At 73.6% G+C, this 17489-nt stretch carries 15 protein-coding genes and 1 pseudogene; 7 read left to right on the forward strand and 9 right to left on the reverse strand.

The genetic code is table 11. The annotated features are described in order from the left end of the window. Window position 1 precedes the first annotated feature (1 nt). The 7 genes from FXF51_RS10620 to FXF51_RS10650 are packed head-to-tail and all read right to left on the reverse strand — an operon-like array spanning window position 2 to window position 6588. Window positions 2-895 (reverse strand): amidohydrolase family protein, encoded by an 894-nt coding sequence (locus FXF51_RS10620; protein ID WP_148434090.1) that lies wholly within the window; start codon window positions 893-895, stop codon window positions 2-4. A 5-nt stretch (window positions 896-900) separates the two neighbouring features. Beyond that, window positions 901-2016 (reverse strand): vWA domain-containing protein, encoded by a 1116-nt coding sequence (locus FXF51_RS10625; protein ID WP_148434091.1) that lies wholly within the window; start codon window positions 2014-2016, stop codon window positions 901-903. Continuing rightward, window positions 2009-2866: an AAA family ATPase gene (locus FXF51_RS10630; RefSeq protein WP_148434092.1), complete on the reverse strand. Its 858-nt coding sequence runs from the start codon at window positions 2864-2866 to the stop codon at window positions 2009-2011. Before FXF51_RS10630 ends, FXF51_RS10625 begins: the two co-directional genes overlap by 8 nt. After that, window positions 2856-3872 carry a xanthine dehydrogenase family protein molybdopterin-binding subunit gene (locus FXF51_RS63430; protein ID WP_148434093.1) on the reverse strand — a complete coding sequence of 339 codons (1017 nt, stop codon included), beginning with the start codon at window positions 3870-3872 and terminating at the stop codon, window positions 2856-2858. Before FXF51_RS63430 ends, FXF51_RS10630 begins: the two co-directional genes overlap by 11 nt. Window positions 3873-3875: 3 nt before the next feature. Further along, complete coding sequence (locus FXF51_RS63435) at window positions 3876-5258, reverse strand: xanthine dehydrogenase family protein molybdopterin-binding subunit (protein ID WP_148434094.1); 1383 nt, start codon at window positions 5256-5258, stop codon at window positions 3876-3878. Next, the gene (locus tag FXF51_RS10645; RefSeq protein WP_148434095.1) at window positions 5258-5749 is read right to left on the reverse strand and encodes a (2Fe-2S)-binding protein; all 492 of its coding nucleotides are present in this window, start codon (window positions 5747-5749) and stop codon (window positions 5258-5260) included. Before FXF51_RS10645 ends, FXF51_RS63435 begins: the two co-directional genes overlap by 1 nt. 11 nt (window positions 5750-5760) lie before the next feature. Continuing rightward, window positions 5761-6588 carry an FAD binding domain-containing protein gene (locus FXF51_RS10650; RefSeq protein ID WP_187414292.1) on the reverse strand — a complete coding sequence of 276 codons (828 nt, stop codon included), beginning with the start codon at window positions 6586-6588 and terminating at the stop codon, window positions 5761-5763. 103 nt (window positions 6589-6691) lie between these two features. On the opposite strand from FXF51_RS10650, the gene FXF51_RS10655 reads away from it, so the two are divergent. The 3 genes from FXF51_RS10655 (at window position 6692) to FXF51_RS10665 (ending at window position 12664) form a co-directional block, all read left to right on the forward strand. Beyond that, on the forward strand, window positions 6692-7387 hold the full coding sequence (locus tag FXF51_RS10655; RefSeq protein ID WP_187414293.1) for a GntR family transcriptional regulator: 696 nt from the start codon (window positions 6692-6694) through the stop codon (window positions 7385-7387). 175 nt (window positions 7388-7562) lie between these two features. Continuing rightward, complete coding sequence (locus tag FXF51_RS10660) at window positions 7563-11393, forward strand: Pls/PosA family non-ribosomal peptide synthetase (protein ID WP_148434098.1); 3831 nt, start codon at window positions 7563-7565, stop codon at window positions 11391-11393. After that, entirely contained in the window at window positions 11390-12664 is a 1275-nt protein-coding gene (locus FXF51_RS10665) for a M1 family metallopeptidase (protein ID WP_148434168.1), read from the forward strand. The genes FXF51_RS10660 and FXF51_RS10665 overlap by 4 nt, the downstream gene beginning before the upstream one ends. Here FXF51_RS10665 and FXF51_RS10670 read toward each other — a convergent pair. Continuing rightward, window positions 12657-13952, reverse strand: a pseudogene (locus tag FXF51_RS10670) (FAD-binding oxidoreductase). The gene FXF51_RS10665 and the pseudogene FXF51_RS10670 sit on opposite strands and share 8 nt — an antisense overlap. A gap of 79 nt (window positions 13953-14031) precedes the next feature. Continuing rightward, on the reverse strand, window positions 14032-14529 hold the full coding sequence (locus tag FXF51_RS10675) for a MarR family winged helix-turn-helix transcriptional regulator (protein WP_148434099.1): 498 nt from the start codon (window positions 14527-14529) through the stop codon (window positions 14032-14034). Window positions 14530-14741: 212 nt separating this feature from the next. Here FXF51_RS10675 and FXF51_RS10680 point away from each other — a divergent pair, with 212 nt between their 5' ends. The 4 genes from FXF51_RS10680 to FXF51_RS63440 all read left to right on the forward strand — a co-directional run bounded on the left by FXF51_RS10680 (window position 14742) and on the right by FXF51_RS63440 (window position 17485). Continuing rightward, a complete protein-coding gene (locus FXF51_RS10680) occupies window positions 14742-15077 on the forward strand; it encodes a hypothetical protein (RefSeq protein ID WP_148434100.1) in 336 nt (111 codons plus the stop codon). Window positions 15078-15119: 42 nt separating this feature from the next. Then, entirely contained in the window at window positions 15120-15698 is a 579-nt protein-coding gene (locus tag FXF51_RS10685) for a TOPRIM nucleotidyl transferase/hydrolase domain-containing protein (protein ID WP_148434101.1), read from the forward strand. Between the two features lie 81 nt (window positions 15699-15779). Beyond that, window positions 15780-16400, forward strand: coding sequence for a TetR/AcrR family transcriptional regulator (locus FXF51_RS10690; RefSeq protein WP_148434102.1), 621 nt, complete (start codon window positions 15780-15782; stop codon window positions 16398-16400). Between the two features lie 98 nt (window positions 16401-16498). Continuing rightward, on the forward strand, window positions 16499-17485 hold the full coding sequence (locus FXF51_RS63440) for a LysR family transcriptional regulator (RefSeq protein WP_148434103.1): 987 nt from the start codon (window positions 16499-16501) through the stop codon (window positions 17483-17485). Window positions 17486-17489 lie beyond the last annotated feature (4 nt).

Here is a 17489-nt window from a genome sequence, read left to right on the forward strand (position 1 = left end):
GTCAGCCTCCCAGCCCGTAGATACGTCGTGCGTTGCCGGCGAAGACGGCGCGCTGATCGGCCGGCGTCAGGTGTGCCAGCGCGCCCTTCCACGTGTCCACCAGGTGCGGCATGGTGGTCCATAGCTTCTCGACGGGGAAGTTGGTGCCGAACATGGCCCGGCCGGCGCCGAACCAGCCGATCACCTCACCGGCGACGAAGGAGATGAGCTCGGCGTCCACCCGGTGGACGAAGGTGCCCTGTCCCGTGAGCTTGACGACGACGTTCGGGCGTTCGGCCAGCGCGGCCATCCCGGCCCGCCACGGCTCGGTGTACTCGGGGCCGATGAGCATGCCCGCGTGCACCAGGACGAACGTGACGTCGGGGAAGGCCGCCGCCAGCTCGGCCGCGTCCGCCATCTGCTCGGGGAAGACTTGCAGCTCGAACAGCCAGCCGAGGTCGGCGAGCGCGCCGAGGTTCTTGCGGAAGACCGGGTCGCGCATGCGGTCGGGCGCGTCGGCGTAGCGGAACTCCGGGCGCTCGTGCCAGTGCAGTTGCTGCCGCACCCCCCGGACGAGCGGGGTGAGCGCGGCCTGCCGCCGCATGACGTGCGGGGCGTCGTCGTCGAACAGGTCGGCCGCGCAGACGACGGCCGTCGGGCGGCCCGTCTCCTGGTGGACGTCGCGCAGCCAGCGCACCTCGTCCTCAACCCGGTCGAGCGGCCAGTTCGTCTGTACGTAGACCGACTCGGTGATGCCCGAGGCCGTGGCCTCGGCCAGGTACTCGCCGATCAGGTAGTCGCGTTTGATCGGCTCGTACGGCCCGAAGATGCGCGGCACCATCGGGCCGGACAACCAGGGCAGGTCCCGGGTCCGCCAGATGTGGTGGTGCGCGTCCACGATGTCGCCCGTGTACATGACGATCACTCCTTGGCCAAGGTCTGGACCTGCTGGTACGCCGTCCGCAGGTCGCGTACGCCCGCGATGGCGTCCACGTCGCCGAGCACGGCCGCCATGCCGCGGGTGACCGGCCGGTAGGCGGGGTCGCAGGCGAGCGGCGTCCACCACGACAGCCGGTGGCCGAGCAGCGACAACCGCCGGACGGCCGCCCGCATGGGCTCGCAGTCGCCGCGTTCGAGGCCGTCGGAGAGCACGATCACCAGGGCGCCGCGCGCCATGGTGACGTACCGGGCGTTGCCCAGGAACTCCTGGAGGGAGGCGCCGATGCGCGTCCCGCCCTCGGCGTCCAGGACGACCTCGCTGAGCGACGCGACGGCCGCGTCCACCTCGCGCGCCCGCAGCGGCCCGGTGACGCGGGTCAGCCGGGTGCCGAAGGTGAACACCTCGACGCGGTCGAGGCAGCCGACGGCGGCGTGGGCGAAGCGCAGGTAGGCGGCGCTGTGCTGCTTCATCGACCCCGACACGTCGATGAGCAGCAGCACCCTGCGCTGCCGCCGCGGCCGCTCCCGCCGCCGCAGCGTCACGATCTCGCCGTGGGTGCGCCAGGACTCGCGGCAGACCCTGGCGACGTCGATCCACGGCCCCCGGCGGCCTGGACGGCGGCGGCGGGACCGTACCGTCGGCATCGCGCCGCGCAGGTCGCGGCGCAGCAGGGCGAGCACGGCGCGGTCGTCCTCGCCGGCCGGGCCGAACACCGGGCGGCGCTCGCGCTCCGCGGTGCCGGCCGCCAGGCCCGCCTCGCCGCCGGACGCCGCCCCGAAGGGGGCCTCGTCCCCCTTGCCGCCCGGCGCCGGGCTCTCCTCGTCGGAAAGCTCCTGGTCGGGCCGGGCCGTGACCTCTCCGAAGCCGAACCAGCGCTCGAAGACGGGGCCGTAGATCTCCAGGTCCTCGCGGGCGGAGGTGAGGGTGCTCGCGCCGATCCAGTACAGGTGCTGGGCGTCGCGCGGGCCGACGGCCTCGACCGCGCGGAGGAAGAGCCGATGCTTGGCCACCGGGACGCGCAGCCCCTGATCGTTCAGGTCCCGCAGGAAGCCCCGCACGTGGTCGCGGACGCGTACGGCGAGGGGCGGCTCAGTCACGGAACACCTCCCCGGCATGGCGGCTGACCAGCGCCAGGTCCTCCTCGTGCTTGACGAGCAGCCCCGCGGCCCTGCGCATCGCCTCAGGACGGCTCGCGCCCTCGCGGGTCAGCGCCTGTACGCCGCGCGCCCACGTGGTGGACTCCGCGATGCCCGGCCGCTTGAGCAGGGCCAGGCCGCGGATGCGGTGCACGGCGGCCACGAGCTGGGCCGCGCTCCGCTCGTCCAGGCCGGGCGCCTGCGCCTGGATGATCGCCTGCTCCCGCTCCGCGTCGGGGAAGGGGATCCAGTGGTACAGGCAGCGGCGCTTGAGCGCGTCGTGCAGCTCGCGGGTCCGGTTCGAGGTGAGGACGACGAACGGGTCGCTCGCCGCCCTGACCGTGCCCAGCTCGGGGATGGTGATCTGGTAGTCACCGAGGAACTCCAGCAGGAACGCCTCGAATTCGCTGTCCGCCCGGTCGATCTCGTCGATCAGCAGCACCGCGCCGGACGCCGCCCGCAACGCCCTCAGCAGCGGGCGCTCCAGCAGGAACTCCTCGCGGTACAGGTCGCCGACGCCGCGCCCCTCCACCTCGGCGGCCCGCAGCGACAGCAGTTGCTTCGGGTAGTCCCACTCGTACAGGGCCTGGGAGGCGTCCAGCCCCTCGTAGCACTGCAGCCGGATCAGCTCGCGGCCGAGCACCCGGGCCAGCACGTTCGCGACCTCCGTCTTGCCGACCCCCGGCTCGCCCTCCAGCAGCAGCGGCAGCCCGAGCACGCCCGCCAGGTGGACGGCGGTGAGCAGGCCCTCGTCGGCCAGGTAACCCTCCGCGCCCAGCTTCCTGCCGAGCGTCTCCCGGTCAGCCCGCACGGCCGGCCCGCAGCTCGTCGAGGCCGCGCAGCACCTTCTCCGGCGTGAACGGCATGCTGGTCAGCCGGACGCCGACCGCGTCGTACACCGCGTTGGCGATCGCCGGGATCGGCGCGTTAGCCGTCATCTCGCCGATCCCCTTCGCCCCGAACGGCCCATTGCCGGCCGGTCGTTCGAGGAACGCGCTCGTCTGTTCCGGGAGGTCGGCCGGGCCCGGCATCAGGTACTCGACGAAGTCGGCGGGGCCGTGCTCGCGCGAGTGCGGGTAGTACGGCTCGGTCGACTCGAACAGCGCGTGCGACACGCCCATCCAGGCGCCGCCCTCGACCTGCTGCGTCGCCATGGCCGGGTTGAGCGCCCGGCCGACCTCGTAGGTGTTGTAGAGCCGCAGCACCTCGATGACGCCGGTCTCGTCGTCCACCTCGACCTCGGCCACCGTGCACGCGTGCGCCTGGCAGGAGTCGGGGTCCATCTCGCCGGTCTCCGGCACCGGGGTGCTCGGCTCCTTGAGGTAGATGCCGCGGCCGGAGATGGTCCTGCCCTGACGGAAGTGCGCGGCCAGCGCGACGTCGCTGACGTGGATCTTCTTCTCCGCCGAGCCCTTGAGCCGGACGAAACCCGTCCCGTCGGTCTCCAGGTCGTCCGCGTCCACCTCCAGCTCGTCGGCGGCGACCTGGAGCAGCACGTCCCTGGCCTCGCGGGCCGCCATGACCACGGCGTTGCCGATCCGGTGGGTGCCGCGGCTGGCGAACGTCCCCATGCAGTGCGGGCCGGTGTCGGTGTCGGCGGTGTCCACGATGATGTTCTCCATCGGGACGCCGAGGGTCTCCGCCGCGCACTGCGCGACGACCGTCCGCAGGCCCTGGCCGAGATCCACCGAGGAGAGGGTGACCACGAAGCCGCCCATGGTGGTGGCGTGCACGAGCGCCTGCGACGGGTCGCCGCCGAGGTTCATGCCGGTCGGGTAGTTGACGGCCGCGTATCCGCGCCCCTGCCGCAACGCCATCGCTCAGACCTCCGGTCGTTCGGTCGAGGACATCGCCAGGTACTCCGGCGGCAGGTCGTGCCCCACCAGGGCGGCGGCGCTCTGGATCACCTCGACCAGCGCCGTGCCCGACGCGATCTTGCGGTGCGCCTTCATGTCGCCGTCCCGGTAGGCGTTGATGAGCCGCAGCCGCAGCGGGTCCATGCCCAGTTCCCTGGCGACGTGGTCCATGTGCGACTCCAGCGCGAAGTCGCCGATCGTGACGCCGAACCCGCGCATCGCGCTGGACGGGGTGCGGTTCGTGTAGACGCAGTAGCAGTCCACGTGCACGTTCGGGATCGTGTACGGGCCCGGCATGTGTGCCGCCGCCTTGGTGGTGCCGTACGGGCTGTGCCGGGAGTAGGCGCCCGCGTCCACGTGGAGGGTGACCTGGCGGGCGACGATCCGGCCGTCGTCCATGACGCCGTCCTTGATGTGGATGCGCTCGGCGGCGCGCGTGGACGACACCTGCATCTCCTCGGAGCGGCTGTAGACGTACTTGGCGGGCCGGCCGGTGAGCATGGCGGCGAGGCAGGCCAGGGGCTCGACGATGACGTCCACCTTGCCGCCGAAGCCGCCCCCGACGGTGCCGCCGACGACGCGCAGGCCGGTGGGCGGGACGCCGAGGATGAGCGCGGTGTTGTCCAGGGTGAAGAAGGCGGCCTGGGTGTTGGAGTGGATCCGCAGCCGGCCGTCGCCCTGCGGGACGACGACGCAGCCGGTCGGCTCGGTCGGCGCGTGCTCGATGGGGGAGGAGCCGTAGCGGCCCTCGATGATCCGGTCCGCCTGCGCGAAGCCCTGCTCGACGTCGCCGAAGCGGATGCGGCGGCAGGGGTGCCCCTCGTAGACGAAGTGGTTGGCGCCCGCCTGCTTGATGATCGGCGCGCCGTCGGCCAGCGCCTCCTCCACGTCGAGGACGGCGGGCAGGTCGGTGTAGTCGACCACGACCCGGGCCGCGCCCTCGCGGGCGGCCTCCTCGGTCTCGGCGACCACGGCGACGATCGGCTCGCCCCGGTACAGGACCCGGTCCTCGGCCAGCACCGGCTCGTCGTCGGGGCCGACCCCGATCAGGCGCAGCACGACGTACCAGTTGTTCGGCACGTCCTCGTGGGTGATGACCCGCAGCACGCCCGGCACCTCCAGGGCGCCGGAGACGTCCACCCGGTCGATGCGGGCGTGGTGCCGGGTGGACCGGTGGATCTTGACGTGCGTCAGCCCGGGCGGCGTCATGTCCTCGAAGAAGACCGTGCGGCCGGTGACGTGGCCGCGGGCGTCCGAGCGCTGGACCGGGGTGCCGATGACGGAGAAGCCGCCCGCCCGCTCGCCCTTGAAGTAGGCCGTGTCGATCGGCGTGATCCGGCCGCCCATCAGACGTCGGCCTTCGCGGCGGCGCGGCGGCGCTGCGCGGCGGACAGCACGGCGGTGATGATCGGCTCGTATCCGGTGCAGCGGCAGACGTTCCCGCAGATCGCCTCCGTGACGTCCTGGCGGGTCGGATCCGGCTCGCGGTCGAGCAGCGCCGTGGCCGACATGATCATCCCGGGGGTGCAGAAGCCGCACTGCGTGGCGAAGCCGTCCACGAACGCCTGCTGCACGTCGGTGAGCCGGTCGCCGTCGGCCAGGCCCTCGATCGTCTCCACGGCGCAGCCGTCGACGGTCACTACGGGGACGAGGCAGGCGACCACGGGCCGGCCGTCCAGCAGCACCGTGCAACTGCCGCAGCCGCCCTGCCCGCACCCGCGTTTGGCGCCCATCAGCCCGAACGTCTCGCGCAGGGTGCCCAGCAAGGTGGTCGAGGGGCGGGCGATCAGCTCGCGTTCGGTCCCGTTCAGTGTGAGGGTGACGATGGTCGAGGGCATGCGTTCCCCTTTCATGATCCCAGCAGGGCGCGGCGCAGGTGGACGGGGTAGACGCGGGCGCGGTACCAGGCGGAGGCGTAGGCGTCGTCGAACGGCTCGATCACGTCCGCCTCGGCCGCCTGGGCGATGACCTCGGGCGTGAGCGGCGCGCCCCGCAGCACCCGCTCGGCGCCGGACGCCCGCAGCAGGCGGCGCGAGAGGCCGCCGAGGGCGAGCCTGACGTCGCGGACCAGGCCGTCCTCGATCGTGATCCGGGCCGCCACCGTGACGATGGAGCCCGAGTTGAGCCGCCGGCGGCTCGCCTTGTAGAAGCGGAAGGTGCCCTCCGCCGGGGCGGTGAACCGGATGGAGGTCACCAGGTCGCCCGCGGGCAGGCCGTCCGCGACGACCCGTTCCAGGGGTTCGCGGCGGGTGCCGTCCGCGCCGAGCACGTCGAGCTCCGCGTCCAGGGCGAGCAGGGCCGCCGCCAGGTCGCCGTACGGCTGCGGCACGAACAGGTTCCCCGCCACGGTGGCGAGGCTGCGCACCGGCGGGGAGGCGATCGAGCGCACGCAGGGGGACAGGTAGCGCAGCCGGGCGTCGTCCTCGACGTCGGCGAGCGTGGTGGCCGCCCCCAGCGTCACGGTGGCGCCTCCGGCGCCGGCGAGCGTGGTGGCAGCCCCCGGGGAAGCGCCGCCGCCCTCGACGAGGATGCCGCTCAGCCCGGCCTTGCGCAGGCTGACGAGCCGCAGGTCGCCGGTGGCCGCGTCGTTCAGCCTGGTCATCAGGTGGGTGCCGCCGCCCAGGGGGAGTGCCCCGGTGCGCAGGCCCGCGTGCGCGGCCTCGGCACTGTCTGGCATCTCAACCGATATCAGCATTTGCGCTCCCATTATCGATATCGATAATTGGAGAGTAGATGGCATGATCCAAGAGTCAAGGCCCTTCTGAGGCGCGGGAGGCTTGTTGTCCGGACCCTCCGAACCCACGGTGAACCCGCGCGTCGCCCGGCCGACCCTCAGCCGGCAGATCCGCGACGGCCTGCTGCACCGCATCGTCGCCGGTGAGCTGGGCGAGGGCGACCGCCTGATCGAGACGAAGATCGCCCAGGAGTTCGGCACCAGCCAGGCCCCGGTCAGGGAGGCGCTCCGGCAGCTCGAAGGGCTCGGCCTCATCGAGAGCCAGCCCCGCCACGGCAGCCGGGTGCTGCCGTTCGCCGAGCAGACGATCCGGGAGGCGTACATCATGCGGGCGGCGCTGGAGGAGACGGCGACGCGGCTCGCGATGCTCGCCGGGACCCTGCCGTTCGACCGGCTCGGGGAGGCGGTCGAGGAGATGCACCGCTGCGCGCGCGACGGCGACGTGCCCGGCATCGGCCTGGCCAGCGCCCGCTTCCACCGGCACGTCGTGCAGGCAGGCGGCAACGGGCTGCTCACCCGCGCCTGGGAGGCGCTGCAGATCGAGGCGCGCACGGCCATCGCCCTGATGGTCATCGGGCCGGAGCTCGGGCGGGTCGCCGGGGAGCACCGGGAGCTGCTGGACGTCATGCGCGCCGGGGACGTCGAGACGGCCTGCCGGCACGCCCGCGACCACCAGTGGGCCTACGCCGACACGCCGCACGACCCGTACGGGACGCCGAGACGCCGGGACGGCGACGCGTGAGGTCACGCGTCTTCCCCGTTGCCGGACCGCCGCGAGCTTACGGTCAGGCGGAATAGGCGCGACCGCGGCAGCCGTTGGGCCTTGGGTGGCGCGAACGCCACGACAGTGGCGGATGATGCGGTTACCGTGGCAGGTGTCTGCACGGGCATCGACCGCCTGACTCAGGGAGCAGCGTTTGCGTAGCGACTCGGTCGATGTACGTCCCAAGGCCGCCACGGCGGTCTTCCCCGCCGGCGTGCTGGCGCCGCCCCCGCGCACCCTGGTGGACGTCCTCGACGCGACCGCCCGCCTGCACCCCGACGCGCCCGCGCTGGACGACGGCACCGTGTGCCTGACCTACCGCGAGCTGCGCGCGCAGGTGGACCGGATGGCCGCGGAGCTGAGGGAGGCGGGCATCGGGCGCGGCGCCAGGGCCGGCGTGCGCGTCGTGTCCGGGACGGCCGAGTTGTACCTGTCCATCCTGGCCGTGCTGGCCGCCGGCGCCGCGTACGTGCCGGTGGACGCCGACGACCCCGACGAGCGCGCCGAGCTGGTCTTCACCGAGGCGGGCGTGCACGCGGTCATCACCGACAAGCTCACCGTGAACGAAACCAGGGACGACGGCGGCCCGCCCGCCCCCGGCGACGACGCGTGGATCATCTTCACCTCCGGCTCCACCGGCAAGCCGAAGGGCGTCGCCGTGACGCACCGGTCGGCGGCGGCCTTCGTGGACGCGGAGGCGGGCCTGTTCCTGCGGGAGCGCCCGCTGGGCCCCGGCGACCGGGTGCTGGCCGGGCTGTCGGTGGCCTTCGACGCCTCGTGCGAGGAGATGTGGCTGGCCTGGCGGCACGGCGCCTGCCTGGTGCCCGCGCCCCGGTCCCTGGTGCGGACGGGCATGGACCTCGGCCCGTGGCTGGCGGACAAGGGCATCACGGTCGTCTCGACGGTGCCGACGCTGGCCGCGCTCTGGCCGGTCGAGCACCTCGCCGGCATCCGGCTGCTGATCTTCGGCGGGGAGGCGTGCCCGCCCGAGCTGGCCGAGCGGCTGGCCTTACCGCAGCGGGAGGTGTGGAACACCTACGGGCCCACCGAGGCGACGGTGGTGGCGTCGGCGGCGCCGCTCACCGGCGAGCAGCCGGTCCGCATCGGGCTGCCGCTCGACGGGTGGGACCTCGCGGTGGTCGGCGACGGCGGCGAGCCGGTCGTCATGGGGGAGACCGGCGAGCTGGTGATCGGCGGCGTCGGGCTGGCCCGCTACCTCGACCCGGTCAAGGACGCCGAGAAGTACGCGCCGCTGCCGTCGCTCGGCTGGACGCGCGCCTACCGCAGCGGCGACCTGGTGCGGGCCGACCCCGAGGGCCTGGTGTTCGTCGGCCGGGCCGACGACCAGGTGAAGCTGGGCGGGCGCAGGATCGAGCTGGGCGAGGTGGACGCCGCGTTGCAGGCGCTGCCCGGCGTCACCGGAGCGGCCGCCGCCGTGCGCACCGCGGGCGGCGGGCACCAGATCCTCGTCGGGTACGTCGTCACAGGCCCCGGCTTCGACGCCGGAGAGGCCCGCGACCTGCTCGCCGACTCGCTGCCCGCCGCCCTGGTGCCGCGCCTGGCCCCGGTCGGCGCGCTGCCCACCAGGACCTCGGGCAAGATCGACCGCGACGCGCTGCCCTGGCCGCTGACCGGCCTGAGCGCGTCCGCCGCCGGGCTGAGCCCGGCCGAGACCATGCTGGCCGAACAGTGGACCGCCATCCTGGGGGTGGCGCCGGAAGGGCCCGGCGAGGACTTCTTCGCCAACGGCGGCACCAGCCTCGCGGCGGCCAGGCTGGTCTCCGTGCTGCGCCCCGACTACCCCGACGTGGCCGTGGGCGACGTGTACGCGCAGCCGACGCTGGCCGGGCTGGCCTCGCTCCTGGACGCCAGGGGCGAGGCCGAGCCCGCCAGGCCGCCCGTGACGCCCATGCCCCGGCGGGCCGCGCTGCTCCAGACGCTGCTCATGGTGCCGCTGCTCACCGCCGGCGCGATGCGCTGGGTCGTCCCGCTGGCCGCGCTCGGCAACGTGCTGGCGGCCCCGTGGGCCCCGGCGGTGTCGTGGTGGTGGGTGGCGCTGGGCGCGCTGGCGTTCCTCACCCCGATGGGCAGGATCGGCCTGTCGGCGGCGCTGGCCCGGCTGGTGCTGCGCGGCGTGCGGCCGGGCAGCCATCCGCGCGGCGGCGCCGTGCATCTCAGGCTGTGGTTCGCGGAGCAGTTCGCGGCCAGGCTCGGCGTGCCCGACCTGGCCAGCGCGCCCTGGATGACCTGGTACGCCCGGCTGCTCGGCGCCCAGGTGGGCGCGGACGCCGACCTGCACTCGCCGCCGCCCGTCACGGGCCTGCTCAAGGTGGGCAGGGGCGCGTCGGTCGAGCAGGAGGTGGACCTCAGCGGCCACTGGTACGACGGCGACGTCCTGCACGTCGGCGAGATCCGGATCGGCGCCGGCGCGACCGTCGGCTCCCGCTCGACGCTGCTGCCTGGCGCCAAGATCGGCAAGAACTCGCAGGTGGCGCCCGGGTCGGCGGTCGTCGGCGGCGTGCCGTCCGGCGAGCTGTGGGCCGGCGTGCCGGCGTTCCGCCAGGGCAAGTCGCGCAAGCCGGGTGAGCGGGCCACCCGCTCCCCCTATTGGACGGCCGTGTACGGGGTGACCGCCTTCGCGCTCAGCCTGCTCCCCGTCGCCGCCGCCGCGGCCGCCTTCGCGGTGCTGGCCTGGTTCGCCCGCGGGACACGCACGCTCGGCGACGCGCTCACCGCCGCCCTGGCCGGCGTGCCGCTCGCGACGATCACCGGCATGGCCGCCTTCGCGCTGCTCACGCTGATCAGCGTGCGGCTGCTCGGCCTGGGCCTGCACGCCGGGCAACATCCGGTGCACAGCCGCCAGGCCTGGCAGGCCTGGGCGACCGGGCGGCTGATGGCCGCGGCCCGCGTCTGGCTGTTCCCCCTGTACGCCAGCGTCCTGACCCCCGCGTGGCTGCGGGCGCTCGGCATGAAGGTGGGCCGGGGCGTCGAGCTGTCCACGGTGCTGGCGCTGCCCACGATGACGTCGGTCGGCGACGGGGCCTTCCTGGCCGACGACACGATGGTCGCCCCGTACGAGCTGGACGGCGGCTGGATGCGCATCGCGGAGGCGCGGATCGGCAAGCGGGCCTTCCTCGGCAACTCCGGGATGACCGCCCCCGGCCGCAAGGTGCCCAAGGACGGGCTGGTCGGGGTGCTGTCGGCGACGCCGAAGAAGGCCAAGTCCGGCTCGTCGTACGTCGGCATGCCGCCCATGAAGCTGCGCCGCACCGCCGAGGAGGGCGACAGGAACCGCACCTACGACCCGCCCGCCAGGTACAAGGCGGCCAGGGCCGTCGTCGAGGCGTTCCGCGTGCTGCCCGCCATGGGCGCGGTCGCGCTCGCCGTCCTGGCCGCCGCCGCGTTCGAGGCCCTCGCCTCCCGCCACGGGTTCGCCGCGGCGACCGCGCTGAGCGGCCTGGTCATGATGGCCGCAGGGGTGGCCGCGGCGGCGGTCGCGACGGCCGCCAAGTGGCTGCTCGTCGGCCGGATCAGGACCTCCAACCGGCCGCTGTGGAGCTCGTTCGTGTGGCGCAACGAGCTGGCCGACAACTTCGTCGAGGTGCTGGCCGCCCCCTGGTTCGCGCAACCGTGGCTGGGAACCGCGCCGCTGAACGTGTGGCTGCGCTCGCTCGGGGCACGCATTGGACATGGGGTCACGTGTGACACGTACTGGCTGCCCGAGGCGGACCTGGTGACCCTGGGCGACGGCGCGTGCGTCAACCGGGGCTGCGTCCTGCAGACACATCTCTTCCACGACCGTGTCATGAGCATGGACACGGTGACACTAGAGGCCGGCGCGACGCTGGGCCCGCACGGCGTGGTGCTGCCCGCCGCGCGGGTGGGCGCCGACACCACGATCGGCCCGGCCTCCCTCGTGATGCGGGGCGAGCACGTGCCCGGCCGCACCCGCTGGTTCGGCAACCCCATCTCGGCGTGGCGATGACGCCGTACTTCTCCGGGCACGGCGACCACCGCTACGGCGTCTCGTACTACGACCTGAGGCTGGCCTACCGGGTGCCGGCCAACCGGCTCGACGGCACCGCCCTGCTGACGGTGTCGGCCGCCGAGCACCTGGCCGCGCTGGAGCTGGACTTCGGCAAGCTGAGGGTCGCGGCCGTCACGGTGGACGGCGTGCCCGCCCGGTACGCGCACGCCCGCGGCAAGCTGCGCGTGACGCTGCCCCGGCCGCTGCCGGCGGGGGAGCGGGCCGTCGTGGAGGTGCGTTACTCGGGCAAGCCCGTGCCGGTCTCCAGCCCCTGGGGCGGGCTGGGCTGGGAGGAGCTGAGCGACGGCGCGCTCGTCGCCGGTCAGCCGATCGGCGCGCCGTCCTGGTTCCCGTGCAACGACCGGCCGGACGACAAGGCGTCGTACCGCATCTCCGTGACGACGGCGTCGGCGTACCAGGTGATCGCGAACGGGGTGCTCTTCGACAGGCGGCGCGGCGCGGGGACCACGACGTGGATCTACGACCAGGCCGAGCCGATGGCGAGCTACCTGGCGAGCGTGCAGATCGGGCGCTACCAGATCATCGAGTACGACGGCTCCCGGCTGGCCTGCCCGCCCCGGCTGGCCGCCCGCGTGCGGCACGACTTCGGCCGGCAGGGGCAGATGATGACGCTGTTCCGCGGCCTGTTCGGGCCCTACCCGTTCGCCGGCTACACCGTCGTGGTGGCCGACGACGACCTGGAGATCCCGGTCGAGGCGCAGGGCATGTCGATCTTCGGCAGGAACCACGTGGACGGCGTGCGCGGCAGCGAGCGGCTGGTCGCGCACGAGCTGGCGCACCAGTGGTTCGGCAACAGCCTCACCGTGGCCTGCTGGGGCGACATCTGGTTGCAGGAGGGGTTCGCGGCCTACGCCGAGTGGCTGTGGTCGGAGGCGTCGGGCGGCCCGCCCGCCGGCGAGCACGCCCAGCGGTGGCGGCAGCGCCTCACCCTGCTGCCGCAGAACTTCATCCTGGCCGACCCCGGTGAGGCGGCGCTGTTCGACGACCGCGTCTACAAGCGGGGCGCGCTGACCCTGCACGCGTTGCGCGAGCTCATGGGCGACGAGGCGTTCTTCACGGCGCTGCGCGCCTGGACCACCGAGCACCAGCACGGGACCGTCACCACCCGCGAGTTCGCCGGGCACGTCCAGCGGCACAGCGCACAGCCGGTCGGACCGCTGCTGTCCGCGTGGCTGCACGAGAAGCCGCTGCCCCAGCTCGTCAGATGATCTTTCCGGGGTTGAAGATCCCGGCGGGGTCCAGGGCCGACTTGATCGCGCGGTGCAGGCCCAGCACGCTCTCGCCCAGCTCGTGGTGCATGCCGCGCTTCTTCAGCAGCCCCACGCCGTGCTCGCCGGTGACCGTGCCGCCGAGCGCGATCGCGTCGTCGAGGATCGACTCGAACGCCTGCTGCGCCCGCTCCCTCGCCTCCTCGTCGCCCGCCGGGACGACGATCAGCGGGTGCAGGTTGCCGTCGCCCGCGTGCGCGATGTTGGCGATGTGCACGCCGTGCGCCGTCGCGTGCGCCTCGATGCGGGCGAGCATCTCCGGGACGAGCCCGCGCGGCACGCACACGTCCTCCGTCAGCACCGGCCCGAGCCGCTCCAGCGCCGGATAGGCCAGCCTGCGGGCGGAGAACAGCGCCTCGGCCTCCTCCGGATCCGTCGAACGGGTGCTCCAGGTGGCCCCCGCCCGGTCGAAGCACTCCTGCAGCGCGGCGGCCTCCCGCTCGTCGCCGGTGTCGACGCGGCCCAGCAGCAGGACGTCGCCGAGGTCGGCCAGGCCCATGTTCTTTCACTCATCCACGGCCCGCAGGCAGTAGCGGTCGACCAGCTCCAGCGCCGACGGCGTGATGCCCGCCGCGGCCGTCGCCGCGACCGCCTCGCCCGCGGTCACCAGCGAGTCGAAGGCGCCGACGACGGTCTTCTGCGGGCTGTCCGGCAGCCGCAGCAGCCGCACGGTGATCTCGGTGATCACGCCCAGCGTGCCCTCCGAGCCCACGAACAATCCCGCCAGGTCGTAGCCCGCCACGCCCTTCCTGGTGCGGCGGCCCAGCGTGACCAGCTCTCCCCGGCCGGTGACGACCTTCATGCCGAGCACGTAGTCGCGGGTCACGCCGTACTTGACGCAGCACACGCCGCCCGCGTTCGTGGCCGTGTTGCCGCCGATCGTCGACCAGGGCGAGCTGGCGGGGTCGGGCGGGTACCACAGGCCGTGCTCGGCTACGGCGGCCCGCAGGTGGTCGTTGACCACGCCCGGCTGGACGACGGCGAGCTGCTCGGCCGGGTCGATCTCCAGGATCCGGTCCATGCCGTCGAGCGCCAGCAGCACGCAGCCGTCCACGGCGTTGGCCCCGCCGGACAGGCCCGTCCCCGCGCCGCGCGGCACGATCGGCACGCCGTGCTCGGCGCAGATCGCCACGAGGGCGCGGACCTGGTCGGCGTCCCGCGCCTTGACCAGTGCGATCGGGGCGCCCGCCGGGGCCCAGGCGGCCTGGTCGCGGGCGTAGGCGCGCATGACGTCAGGGTCGAGGACGATCCGGTCCGTGGGCAGGGCGGCGGACAGGGCGTCGAGGAACAGCACAGCGACAAGTGTGTCACTCGGGCCAGCCGAGGGGATGGCGCGGGTCCGCCGGGGGCTCGCCGCCCGCCTCGTTGAACGCGGTCATCGCGGTGATCAGCGCCTGGCACTCCACCGGCGTCAGGCGCGAGACGACCTTGGCGATCTCCTCGCGGCGGCGCGCGGTGACGTCGTCCACCAGGCGGCGCCCCTCCTGGGTGAGCCGCATCAGGGTCTCGCGGCGGTTGTGCGGGTTGACCTCGCGGGTGACCAGCCCGGCGGCGACCAGCCGGTCGGCCATCCGCATGGCCGTGGAGCTGTTGACCGCCAGCAGCTCGGCCATGGTGACGAGCTTGGTCTCGCCGTGCGCGGACAGCACGACCAGCATGCGGAACTGGGCGAGCGTCACCCGCTCCTGCGCCGCCGCCAGGGAGCGGGCGGCGATGGCGACCAGCAGCCGGGATCCGGTGAGGACGGCCGAGACGACGGCGTGCAGGTCCGCGGTGTCCGCCCGGCCCGGCGAACGCTCTTCCATGCTGTTCAGTTGTACACCGTCGCGAGACCCGCTCAGCCGCCGTCCCCTGGCTTGCGAGCACCGCGCCCACCATGACAGGGGGACACAGCGGCGTGATCGCCCGCCGAAGCTATTGCATAGGAAGCTTTCCTATTTAATACTGCGATCAACGCAGCGTGTCCGCGTGCCGCACTGCTCTCGCCGACTCGGCGCCCAACTGTTCGGAGGCCCTCGTGACCCGTCGTGTCCTCACCCTGTCCGCCGCCGCGATCGCCTGCCTCGGCGCGTTCGCGATCTCCGCCCCGGCCGCGCACGCGGCCGAGGTGGAGGTGGTCCACAGCCCCATCTCGCTCGGCGACTACTGCTCCGCCCAGGTCAACTCCTCCTCCACCATCGGCTTCTACAACGGCAGCCTGGGCTGCCACCGCTGGAGCACCAGCGGGACGGGCACCACCTACGTCGGCACCGGCAGCGCCTCCGCCGCCTGCGCCTACCTCTATCCCGGCGCCACCTACCTCAGCCACGCCCAGGCCGCGGGACAGGCCCTGCTCTGCAGGTACTCGGTCTGACCCGCGAGCCACGGCGGCCCGGCCGGGTGCGAGGCTGTTGTCATGAACGACACGCACACCGTGGTCCTGGTCGAGGGGGCCAGCGACCTGTCGGCCGTCGAGGCGCTGGCCGGGCGCCGTGGCCTGGACCTGGCCGCCGAGGGCATCTCCCTGGTGGCGATGGGCGGTGCCTCGAACATCGCGACCTACATCCGCAGGTTCGGCCCGTCCGGCCACGGCCTGCGGCTGGCCGGCCTGTGCGACGCGGGGGAGGAGGGCGACTTCCGCAGGGCCGTCGAGCGGGCCGGGCTCGGGGCCGCCGTGAGCAGGAGCGGGCTGGAGGCGCTCGGGTTCTTCGTGTGCGTCGCCGACCTGGAGGACGAGCTGATCCGCGCCCTCGGCACCGACGCCGTCGAGCAGGTCGTCGACGCCGGGGGCGAGCTGGGCTCGTTCCGTACCTTGCAGAAACAGCCCGCGTGGCGGGGCAGCAGCACGCACGAGCAGCTCCGCCGGTTCATGGGCGCGGGCAGCGGCCGCAAGATCCGCTACTCCGGGATGCTCGTCGAGGCGCTCGACCTCGATCGGGTGCCGCGACCGCTGGACCTGCTGCTGGCCTACCTGCTGGGCAGCCGGAGCCGGTGACCGGCGGCGCGACGCACGTCGAGGCGGCACAACCGGCGGCGGCGCCCGCCTCAGGTAGACGACCGGTCATACACTCGCGGTATGGGACGCACCAGCGATGCCAAGGAGAAGATCCTCGACGCCGCTCGATCACTCATCGAGTCGCGCGGCTACTCCGCCCTCGGCGTGGCCGAGATCTGCAAGGCGGCCGGGGTGCCGAAGGGCAGCTTCTACTACTTCTTCGCGTCCAAGGAGGCGCTGGCGCTGGCGGTCATCGACGAGCACTGGGCCGGTCAGGAACGCGACTGGAAGCGCATCCTGGGCGGTCAGGCGCCGCCGTTGGCGCGGCTGCGGCAGCTCTTCGAGGCGACGGAGGCCACCCTGCGCTCGGGGCAGCGTACCTGCGGCAGTGTGGCCGGGTGCCTGTTCGGCAACCTGTCGCTGGAGCTGAGCAACCAGACCGAGGCCATTCGGGTGCGGTTGCAGGAGATCTTCGACGCGCAGGCCGAGATGATCGAAGCGGTCGTCGCCGAGGCCGTCTCGCGGGGGGAGGCCGGGGTGGGGGACGTCCAGGAGGCGGCGCGGTCGGTGGTGGCGCAGTTGGAGGGGCAGGTGCTGTTCGCCAAGCTGTACAACGATCCGCAGCGGTTGGGTGCGCTGTGGGTCAGTTGCCTGGCGCTGCTGGGGGCCGACGCGCCGAGCGAGGTGGCCGTCGGGCTCTGAAGCGCCGCTCGGGGTGACGCGTCGTTCGTGGTCAGGCGGCCGTCGGCTCTGAAGCGCCGTTCGCGCTGATAGGCGTGGCCTCTCAGTACCATTGCGGCGTGGAGCTGCGCCAACTGCGGTACTTCGTCGCGGTCGCCGAGGAGCTGAACTTCGGCCGCGCCGCCGGTCGCCTGCTGATCGCCGGGCCCTCGCTGTCCCAGCAGATCAAGGCCCTGGAACGGGACCTGGGCGTGCGCCTGTTCGACCGGGATCGCCGCTCGGTGTCCCTCACCCCGGCCGGCGCGGCGCTGCTGGCCGACGCGCGGGCCCTGCTGGAGCGTGCCGACGAGCTGCGGCGCCGGGCCCGCCGCCTGTCCGGCTCCGAGCCGGTCAGGCTCGGTTACGTCAACTGGCTGCCACCCGACCTGGGCGCCCGCACCGCGGCGGCGGCCCAGGTGCACATCGACGCGTGGGTCGCGCCCTCGCACACCCAGGCCGCCCGCGTCGCCGACGGCGGCCTCGACCTCGCCGTGTGCTGGGTACGCACCACCGACCTGGAACAACGCGGCCTCCGCGCCCAGCTCATCGGCGCCGACCGCCTCTACGCGGTGTCCACCGGCCCCGGCCGTCCGCCCGCGCCGCCCCCCGGCCTCAGCCGTCTGCCCGCGCCGCCCACCGGACGGGACCCCGCCACCGTCCCCGCTGCCGACGTGCCCGCCGCCGACACCTGCGTCCTGCTCGACGACGACGTTACCTCCTGGTCCTCCTGGAACGTCTACGCCGAGGAACTGGCCGCCCGGACCGGAGCCCGCGCGGTGCGCATCTCCGACGGCGGCATCACCGGCCCGGCGTTCTTCGACCACGTGCGCCGCTGCCGCCGCCCGGTCATCAACTCACCCAAGGGCCAGACCACGCCGCTCCCACCCGACCTCGTACGCAGGCCGGTTGTCGCCCCGGAGATGTACTGGACGTGGTCGCTGGTGTGGCGGCGCGGCGAGGACCGCACCTCGGTCCTGGACGTGGTCGAGGCGCTGCGCCCCGACGGCGACTTCGGCATCCACGGCCCGGACGCCTGGCTCCCCGAGGACGACCCGCACCGGCACTGAGAGG

The sequence above is a fragment of the Nonomuraea sp. PA05 genome, assembly GCF_008086045.1.
In the GTDB taxonomy this organism is placed as follows: domain Bacteria; phylum Actinomycetota; class Actinomycetes; order Streptosporangiales; family Streptosporangiaceae; genus Nonomuraea; species Nonomuraea monospora.

Excerpts from the sequence above, each read along its gene's own strand:
- FXF51_RS10620 (WP_148434090.1), bottom strand. The coding sequence starts at position 895 with ATGTACACGGGCGACATCGTGGACGCGCACCACCACATCTGGCGGACC.
- FXF51_RS63430 (WP_148434093.1), bottom strand. The coding sequence starts at position 3,872 with ATGGCGTTGCGGCAGGGGCGCGGATACGCGGCCGTCAACTACCCGACC.
- FXF51_RS63435 (WP_148434094.1), bottom strand. The coding sequence starts at position 5,258 with ATGGGCGGCCGGATCACGCCGATCGACACGGCCTACTTCAAGGGCGAG.
- FXF51_RS10645 (WP_148434095.1), bottom strand. The coding sequence starts at position 5,749 with ATGCCCTCGACCATCGTCACCCTCACACTGAACGGGACCGAACGCGAG.
- FXF51_RS10650 (WP_187414292.1), bottom strand. The coding sequence starts at position 6,588 with ATGCCAGACAGTGCCGAGGCCGCGCACGCGGGCCTGCGCACCGGGGCA.
- FXF51_RS10665 (WP_148434168.1), top strand. The coding sequence starts at position 11,390 with ATGACGCCGTACTTCTCCGGGCACGGCGACCACCGCTACGGCGTCTCG.
- FXF51_RS10675 (WP_148434099.1), bottom strand. The coding sequence starts at position 14,529 with ATGGAAGAGCGTTCGCCGGGCCGGGCGGACACCGCGGACCTGCACGCC.
- FXF51_RS10685 (WP_148434101.1), top strand. The coding sequence starts at position 15,120 with ATGAACGACACGCACACCGTGGTCCTGGTCGAGGGGGCCAGCGACCTG.
- FXF51_RS10690 (WP_148434102.1), top strand. The coding sequence starts at position 15,780 with ATGGGACGCACCAGCGATGCCAAGGAGAAGATCCTCGACGCCGCTCGA.